We start from the raw sequence: 9,284 nt of genomic DNA on the forward strand, positions 1-9,284 counted from the left end.
TGAAAAAGGTGATTTCGATTTAGAGCTTGTAAAACTTTTTATAAAGATACTGAAAGGGCAAGGACGGCTATAGATATTATCTTCACCTTCCACGAAGTCCTGTCTTTTTTATCCTCAAGTATGATTCCCTTGTCTTCAAGATCTTTTCTGATGGAATCCGCCATTGCCCAATCCTTGTTCTGCCTTGCAATTCTTCTCTCTTCTATCTTGTCTTCTATTTCGGACTCGGTCAAAGGGATTTTCTTGCTCTTAAGAAGGTCGATATTCCATTCATCCGGCGTCCTGTTAAAGAGATTGAGGACACCACCGATAGTTTCGAATATATCCTTTGCCCTCTTTATCAATGCCTTTGCTGCTTCGCCGGATGGCTTTGAATCAAGGAATTTATTCACTTCTCTTACAAGCTCAAAAATATGCCCGATTGCCAGTGCTGTGTTGAAATCATCATCCATGGCCTCTTCGAACCTGTCTTTAAATTTTTCAAGAACGGCTTCAATTTCTGCTGTCTGAATTCTTTTTGTAGTCTCAGGGGCATGCGACAGGAAATCATCAATCCTCGCCATTGTGCTGTAATATCTTTCCAGAGAAGACTCTGCATCATGCAATTGTTCATTGGAAAACTCTATGGGACTTCTGTAATGGCTCGAAAGGATAAACAGCCTTATAACCTCTGCATCATACCTATCGAGAATCTCCCGTATGGTGAAGAAATTTCCGAGGGATTTTGACATCTTCTCCTTATCGATAGTAATGAAACCATTATGTACCCAGTACTTTGCAAAAGGCTTGCCTGTATATGCCTCTGACTGCGCAATCTCGTTTTCGTGGTGCGGGAATATGAGGTCTGCGCCGCCGCCATGTATATCGATCGATTCACCAAGATGCTTTATCGCCATTGCAGTGCACTCGATGTGCCATCCCGGCCTTCCTTTTCCCCACGGAGAATCCCACCACGGCTCCCCTTCCTTTGAAGCCTTCCATAATGCGAAATCCACAGGGCTTTTCTTCCTTTCGTCCACGTCAACGCGTGCACCGGCAAGAAGCTCCTTCTGCTCTTTTTTAGAAAGCTTGCCGTATTCAGGGAATTTATCTACAGAAAAGTACACGCTCTTATTCTCGCCTTCGGCAACCTCGTATGCATAGCCTTTTTCGATAAGGGCTTTGATAACATCTATCATCTCTTTTATGTGCTCTGTTGCCTTTGGCTCCACGTCCGCCCTCGCAACACCGAGCCTGTCCATGTCGGCGTAGTATTCATCAATGTACTTTTTGGCCACAGCATCCCATGTAATGCCTTCTTCATTGGCACGCTTTATTATCTTGTCATCGATGTCAGTAAAATTCCTTACATACTTGACATCGAATCCCCTGTATTTGAAATACCTCCTTATAACATCAAAGACTACAGCACTCCTTGCATGGCCTATATGGCAGTAGTCGTATACAGTAACACCGCAGGCATACATGGCGGCCTTGCCCTTTGCAATCGGGCTGAAGTCCTCTTTTTTGCCTGTCATGGTATTGAATATCTTCACCTTTCCTCCTTTTCCTTCCAGCCTCTCTATCCTGTTTTCAAGCCTTGCGATATGCTCCTTAAGTTCCAGTATCTCCTCTTCCATAGGGTCAGGAAGCCTTACATGGTCGAGGGCTTCCTCGATGCCTTCCTGCACAACACGCATAACCTTTTTCTTGATGATTTTGCCGGGGACACCAACCACGACAGAATAGTCGGGAACAGACTTAAGTACAACGGAATTTGCACCTATCTTAACATAATCGCCTATTTTTATAGGTCCGAGGATCTTCGCTCCGGTACCCACAACAACATGGTTTCCGAGGGTCGGATGTCTCTTGCCTTTCTCTTTTCCAGTGCCTCCCAGCGTAACGCCCTGATACAACAAGACATCCTCGCCTATCTCTGCTGTCTCGCCAATCACAACTCCCATTCCGTGGTCAATGAAAAAGCCGGCTCCAATCTTTGCAGCAGGATGAATCTCTATGCCTGTGAGAAATCTTGCAATGTGTGATAGAAGCCTCGGCAATACGGGAATTTTGAGCTTCCACAAGGAATGGCTTATCCTGTGAATGAAGATGGCATGAAAACCCGGATATGCAAGAATCACCTCAAGGGTATTCCGCGCAGCAGGGTCGCGCTCAAACACTGCATGTAAATCCCTTTTTATGTCGTGAAAGAAGCCCATTGTTGTGAATTATAACATAAACCTCTTAAGTCTTTGACTTACAAAGAAAGATAAAAGACAGGAGTACAAATTTGACAACATCCAAATCCTCTGGTATAGATTTGTAATGAGCAAGAGAAGGCATCTATTATTAGCCGTGCAGTTGCTATTGATTGTTATAATCCTTTTGCAGGGATGTATCAGTACCATAACTGTAAAACAGGATTCGGTAAAGTTCCGGGAAAGAGCAGAAAAGCTGCCGTTAAGCGTCAGCCTTTTCCTGAGCGACACAACGAAGAATTATCTGCTGTCAGAAGAAACACCATCCGGCACCCTTAATTTTCAGGTCGGCAATGCCCTTGAAGCAAGTGCAATAGAGTCGCTAAAAAAGGCTTTCCAAGAGGTTTCCTTCATTCAGAAAAAACCGAAATCATGCCCGATATCCAAAGAATAATTATCATTGAGTTCAGCCCCTCGACAAAATTCATATACGGCGGAGCTACGCTTTCTGAACACACAGCCACAGTGGAATTGCTCTGCGAGGTGTATGATAGAAAATGGAACATGCTATGGAAAGGAACAGCGAATGGCAGTGTCGCAAGGACAACCGGAGAAGCGGGTGTAGCATCTCTGATCATCGGCATGCTGGGAGAGTCTATACAGCTAAAGGCATTGGGGAGCATTGTCAATGACAGCCTAACCGCAGCCCTCGAAAACCTCAATGATCAGATTTTGATATTAGGCAAAGATGCTATTATGGGGAATAAAAAATGATCTATCGCCAAGATGAATTCTGCTTGTGCTGGTTTGATAAGCCTTTATAAGGGTTTATTGCCATGCTTTCAGGAATGAAATCGCCGCATTTGCAGTTCCAGCCTCCCCCATCTCTTTCAACGCGCTCCTGTTCCGTAAGAACAGTACCGCATGCAGGGCAGATGAATTCGGTATTATTGTCTGAAGAAAATTTTGAATATTCACTCATGTCTTTATTTTACCATACCCGCTACTGTTGGGAACTGGCTCATGTCGGTATGCGGCAGAAATAAAGCTGACATGTATTCGTCCATGAAGCTCCTGTAAACGGATAGTTCTATATATGTCATCTTCGATGCTATATCCTCAGCCTCTTTTCTCAATTCCTCCGAAAGCAGGCAGAGATAAGCTCCTGTGATTGATGTGTTGCCCATGAATACGAATCTCTCCTTCGGAATATCAGGGAGCATGCCTAATATTACTGCCCTTTCGACATTGATGTAATTTCCGAAGCCTCCTGCTATATAGACCTTTTCTATGACATCCATAGTAAATCCGACCTCGCTCAGGAGGGTTTTTATTCCTGCATACAGTGCTGCCTTTGCCCTGATTATGTTTTCTACATCGACCTCTGTTAGCACTATATCTTTATGATGTGCCTCGTCTCTGTAAAGCACAAACTCCAACCCCTCTTCGCCTTCCCTTATCCTGTCTGTCTTTCCTTTGACAAACTTGCCCTTCTGGTCTATTACACCCGTCAAAAACATCTCCGATACGGCATCGATCATGCCTGAGCCGCAAATCCCCATTGGATGGCCTCCGCCAATAACGCTTATCTGAAGTTCGTAAGTATTTGGTTCTATCTTTACAGATTCTACCGCACCAGATGTTGCCCTCATCCCGCACCTGATGCCGCTTCCTTCAAAGCATGGCCCCATAGAACATGCAGCGGTCATGAGCCATTCGTTATTTCCGATGGCTATTTCTCCGTTGGTGCCTATGTCCATAAAAAGTGCTATCTCATGATTTCTGTGCATCTTTGATGCAAGCACTCCTGCAACAATATCTCCTCCCACATAGCTTGCAACGCAAGGGACTGTGTAAACAGGCGATTGTGGATTTATGGAAAGCTTTGCTGTCCCTCCCTTCCACTGCGGGAATTGATTAAGGGTGGGGATGTAAGGCTCTTCCCTTATGGAGCCTGGATTCAGTCCCCAAAAAATGTGAGACATGGTTGTATTCCCTGCAATGGTTGCCGTATCTATCTCGCATGCCTCTATGCTGTGCCTTCCCATCAAAGAATCCACGATCGTATTTATATCCGTAACAATGGCATCCCTTAATTCCGGCAGGCCGCCTCCTTCTGTTGCATGTACTATCCTCGTGATAACATCATCGCCGTATCTCATCTGCGAGTTGTACGTGGAGCCTATATCCACTATCTCTCCTGTTAAGAGATTTACGAGATACACAACCACTGTGGTTGTGCCGATATCCACTGCAATTGCAAATCTCCTGTTGCAGGCATCGGTCGGACTCAGGAATATAGCTTCGTATGGAATGTCGTCGCCGCCGACATATGTCAGTTCAACATTCCAGCTTGCAATCCTTAAGATATCCGCCATTGTCGATACAAAGCCGTGGGAAAACCTTATATTCTTTAACCCCTTTTCATCCAGAACCCTCTTCAGTCTCTCGAGGTCGCTGATGTTATCGCTTATGGTTGGAGGCGGAAGCTCGAGATACAGCCTTTTTACAGCAGGGTTTATATCAACACCAAAAGATTTCAGATATTCAACGAGGTCTTTTGTCCTTGCAATGGCAATCTTGTCGCCGACAACAAGCCTTGACTCTTTGGGTATCTCGATAAGGATATCTCCTTTAGGAACCGTCTGACATGCAAGGACTATATTTGACTCTCTTTCTTTCTGCGTAAGCTTCCCATAAGAGATTACATCGCAGTCGCCTTCAACAATCTTCACCCTGCACTTCCCGCATGTGCCTTTCCCGCCGCATGATGCAACGAGATAAATGCCCGATCTTTTCAGCGCAGAGTAGATGTCCTCTTTTTCTTTCAGTTTTATGACTTCATCCGATGTAAGCCTCAATTCCATAAATGGACACCTCTAAGAAAATGGATTGATTGGTATTTTAACATACATTTTATTTATGCAATAGCCGGATTTATGTTAAAATGACTGTGTTTTAATAAGCACTTTAGGGAGAAGATATAATGTCTAAAAAGGGACTCTTGCATATGTATCGTACTCCTGCCCTTTCTTCATACAAAAAGGCTGTTCTCTTAAAAACAGTCAGCGAAAAGATAATCACTGATATTAAGGATATAGAAACGGAGTTCTGCTTTAATATAGAATCCTCGGAACCGCTCACAGACACCGAATTGAATAAACTTAAATGGCTTTTGGCAGAAACCTTCGAGCCTGATAATTTTTCCGACACAAGTTTTTTAATCGATTCACCCATTCACCGATTTACCCATTCACCAGTTTTTGAGGTCGGGCCGAGAATGAACTTCACCACTGCTTGGTCCACAAATGCCGTCTCTATTTGTCACGCGTGCGGACTGACAAAGATAAAACGCATAGAGCGCTCAAGGAGATATAAATTAATTTTAAAATCCGGACTTCAACCTTCAGCCTTTAGCCCTCAGCCGTTTTTAGAACTCATCCATGACAGGATGACAGAATGCATGTATCCAGAACCTTTAACAACATTCGAGACAGGGATAATCCCCGAGCCGGTAAAAATAATTCCCCTCATAGAAGAAGGCAAGCCAGCCTTGATGAAGATAAACCACGAGATGGGACTCGGCCTCGATGATTGGGATATCGACTATTATTACAACCTCTTTGCAAACGACCTCAGGAGAAACCCCACAAATGTGGAATGCTTCGACTTAAGCCAGTCAAACAGCGAACATTCAAGACACTGGTTTTTCAAAGGCAGGCTCATCATTGACGGTAAAGAGATACCTGAAAGCCTTATGCAGATCGTCAAAGAGCCTTACAAAAGAAATCCAAACAACAGCGTCATTGCCTTTAAAGACAATTCCAGCGCCATAAGAGGCTACACTATACATACGATATTGCCCGATAATCCGGGAAAGCCGTCTCCTTTCAGGGAAATAGATGTAACTTACCATATAATCTTCACTGCCGAGACACACAATTTCCCGACAGGAGTTGCCCCGTTCCCCGGTGCAGAAACAGGCATAGGCGGAAGGATAAGGGATGTCCATGCCACAGGCAAGGGAAGTCTTGTGATTGCAGGCACTGCTGCCTATTGCGTTGGAAACCTCTTCATTCCCGACTATCCACTTCCATGGGAGCACGGCTCTTTTGTTTACCCCAAAAATCTCGCCTCTCCCCTACAGATAGAAATAGAGGCGAGCAATGGCGCATCAGACTACGGTAACAAGTTTGGAGAGCCCGTAATACAGGGTTTCACAAGGTCTTTCGGATTGAAAATGCCAAACGGCGAGCGCAGGGAATGGATAAAGCCCATCATGTTCACAGGCGGTATCGGACAGATAGATGCAAGACACCTCGAAAAAGGCGAGCCTGAAAAAGACATGGTGGTTGTAAAGATAGGAGGCCCTGCATACCGCATAGGAATGGGCGGCGGAGCCGCCTCGAGCATGATATCAGGCGAAAATATAGAGGAACTGGACTTCAATGCTGTCCAGCGCGGCGATGCAGAAATGGAGCAGAAGCTTAACAGGGTTATAAGGGCATGTGTTGAACTCGGGGATAAAAACCCTATCGTCAGCATACACGACCAGGGCGCAGGCGGAAATTGCAATGTGGTTAAAGAGATTATCCATCCCGCAGGTGCAAAAATAGACATCAGAAAGATTATCATCGGCGACAATACCCTTTCAGTCCTGGAAATATGGGGAGCAGAATATCAGGAGCAGGATGCTATTCTCATACACCCAGACAGTATTGCCATGTTCAAAGGCCTCTGCGAAAGGGAAAAGGTGCCTGTTGCTGTTATAGGCGAGGTAACAGGTGACGGTTATATTGTACTTTATGATGGAAAAAACGGTTCAGTTGTCGAGAACTTAAGCCTCGAAAAGGTACTGGGCGATATGCCGCAAAAGACCTTTCACCTTGACCGCGCCTCCTTTAATAACCAACATCTTCATTTCCCTGATAACATGACAATAATGGATGCCCTCGATAGGGTATTAAGACTTGTTTCTGTGGGTTCAAAGAGATTTCTCACAAATAAAGTGGACAGGTCTGTCACAGGACTGATAGCAAGACAGCAGTGTGCAGGCCCCCTTCAGCTTACAGTCTCTGACGTAGCGGTTATTGCCCAGAGCCATTTTTCTCTTGCCGGTGCAGCCATATCTATTGGAGAACAGCCGATTAAGGGTCTTATAAATCCCTCTGCAATGGCTCGGATGAGCGTCGGCGAGGCGCTGACAAACATTGTGTGGGCAAAGATAAGCTCATTGCGTGATATCAAATGCTCGGCAAACTGGATGTGGGCTCCAAAGCTTCCTGGTGAGGGTGCAAATCTCTATGACGCGGCAATTGCCATGAGGGATATGATGCTGGAACTGGGCATAGCCGTGGACGGAGGCAAGGACAGTCTTTCCATGGCAGCAAAGGTTGTGCATCCGTCAGGAGAGGTAGAAACAGTAAAATCACCGGGCACGCTTGTGATCTCTGCCTATGCCACATGTCCCGACATAACAAAGGTTGTTACCCCTGATATTAAAAGGCCGGACAAGAGCAGGCTTATTTACATAGACCTCGGTAACGGGAAGAACAGGTTAGGGGGCTCGGCCCTTGCCCACTGCTACAAACAGGTTGGCGATGAATCCCCTGATGTGGATAATACGCAGTTGCTAAAGGATGCCTTCAATGCGATTCAGGAACTGATAGATAAAGAACTTATATTATCAGGACATGACAGGAGCGACGGCGGACTTATCACAACGCTCCTCGAAATGGCATTTTCAGGAAACTGCGGATTGGAGATAACACTATCCAACATCGGCTCAAAAGGTCTCATGCCAATTTTATTTTCGGAAGAACTGGGGTTCGTTATAGAGTATGCCCCGGAAAAAGAAGACTCAATAATCTCCGTGCTTGAGAATTTTTCCGTACCCTATCATCCCATAGGCAAAAGCATAGCAGAAAAAAGGATCAAGATATTCTCCAACGGAAATCTGGTCCTTGACGAAGACATGAGGAGACTCAGGGCACTATGGGAAGAAACAAGCCATAAACTGGATATGCTTCAGGCAAATCCCGAATGCGTCCTTGAAGAAAAAGAGGTCATTTATGACAGAACCGGCCCATCGTATCTCATACCGTTCACGCCTGAGCAGACGCCTGAAATAATCTTAAAGAGGGATGTAAAACCTGCAGTGGCAATAATCCGCGAGGAAGGAAGCAATGGCGACAGGGAGATGACATCGGCCTTTTACCTGGCAGGATTTGAACCATGGGATGTAACAATGACAGATCTCCTGAATGAAAAAATAAATCTCTCCAGATTTAAAGGCGTGGCCTTTGTGGGCGGCTTCAGCTATGCCGATGTCCTCGGCTCTGCAAAAGGCTGGGCAGGAACAATAAGATTCAACAAAAAGCTCCATGAGCAGTTCAATGGTTTTTACAACAAGACCGACACCTTCAGTCTCGGCGTATGCAACGGATGCCAGTTAATGGCGCTCCTCGGTTGGGTTCCATGGCAGGGGATCGATGATAAATTCCAGCCGAGGTTCATACATAACGAGTCCGGGAGGTTTGAGTCCAGATTCGCCACAGTCAGGATTATTGAGAGTCCATCAATAATGCTGAAAGATATGGAAGGCTCTGTTTTAGGAGTCTGGGTAGCACATGGAGAGGGGCTTGCACATTTCCCTGATAAAAACATATTGAATGAAGTAATAGATAAAAAACTTGCACCTATCAGATGGGTTGATGACAATGGAGAATTCACAGAAAAGTATCCATTCAATCCCAATGGTTCGCCATTCGGGATCACGGCATTGTGCACCCCTGACGGCAGGCATCTTGCCCTTATGCCCCATCCTGAAAGGACATTCCTGAAGTGGCAGTGGGCATGGATGCCGGAGGAGATGAAGAAAGACCTTAAGGCATCGCCATGGCTGAAGATGTTTCAGAATGCACGGCAGTGGTGCGAGGGATTATAAATTATATTAATACAACGGAGGTGTTCGGGAGATGGTTAAGAAGACCCATGTAAAGTCCTTCTGCACGGTATATTTGTTACCTGCTATGAGTGTAATGGTGTAAAGTATGTGGCCAACCAGCATGGGGACTGGGACGTGTACGAAGGAGAATACGTAAG

Annotated in this window: 5 protein-coding genes and 1 pseudogene; 3 read left to right on the plus strand and 3 right to left on the minus strand. The window is 45.4% G+C overall.

Annotated elements, in window-relative coordinates:
- Nucleotides 1-38: 38 nt before the first annotated feature.
- Nucleotides 39-1,535: a cysteine--tRNA ligase gene (gene cysS / locus V7L97_RS06300; protein WP_442891771.1), complete on the minus strand. Its 1,497-nt coding sequence runs from the start codon at nucleotides 1,533-1,535 to the stop codon at nucleotides 39-41.
- Nucleotides 1,536-1,694: 159 nt separating this feature from the next.
- Nucleotides 1,695-2,201 (minus strand): annotated as a pseudogene (gene cysE, locus V7L97_RS06305) (serine O-acetyltransferase); the annotation flags it as partial.
- 106 nt (nucleotides 2,202-2,307) lie between these two features.
- Between cysE and V7L97_RS06310 the strand changes: the two are divergent.
- Both V7L97_RS06310 and V7L97_RS06315 read left to right on the plus strand, forming a co-directional pair.
- The gene (locus V7L97_RS06310) at nucleotides 2,308-2,634 is read left to right on the plus strand and encodes a hypothetical protein (protein WP_333654295.1); all 327 of its coding nucleotides are present in this window, start codon (nucleotides 2,308-2,310) and stop codon (nucleotides 2,632-2,634) included.
- Nucleotides 2,613-2,954, plus strand: a complete 342-nt coding sequence (locus V7L97_RS06315) for a hypothetical protein (protein ID WP_333654297.1) — start codon at nucleotides 2,613-2,615, stop codon at nucleotides 2,952-2,954. The genes V7L97_RS06310 and V7L97_RS06315 overlap by 22 nt, the downstream gene beginning before the upstream one ends.
- Nucleotides 2,955-3,166: 212 nt before the next feature.
- Here V7L97_RS06315 and V7L97_RS06320 read toward each other — a convergent pair whose 3' ends face one another.
- Nucleotides 3,167-5,047 carry an ASKHA domain-containing protein gene (locus tag V7L97_RS06320; RefSeq protein WP_333654300.1) on the minus strand — a complete coding sequence of 627 codons (1,881 nt, stop codon included), beginning with the start codon at nucleotides 5,045-5,047 and terminating at the stop codon, nucleotides 3,167-3,169.
- Nucleotides 5,048-5,166: 119 nt separating this feature from the next.
- On the opposite strand from V7L97_RS06320, the gene purL reads away from it, so the two are divergent.
- Entirely contained in the window at nucleotides 5,167-9,126 is a 3,960-nt protein-coding gene (purL, locus tag V7L97_RS06325; RefSeq protein ID WP_333654302.1) for a phosphoribosylformylglycinamidine synthase, read from the plus strand.
- The last annotated feature ends 158 nt before the right edge of the window (nucleotides 9,127-9,284 follow it).

Source organism: Dissulfurispira sp., assembly GCF_036745535.1.
GTDB lineage: Bacteria > Nitrospirota > Thermodesulfovibrionia > Thermodesulfovibrionales > Dissulfurispiraceae > Dissulfurispira.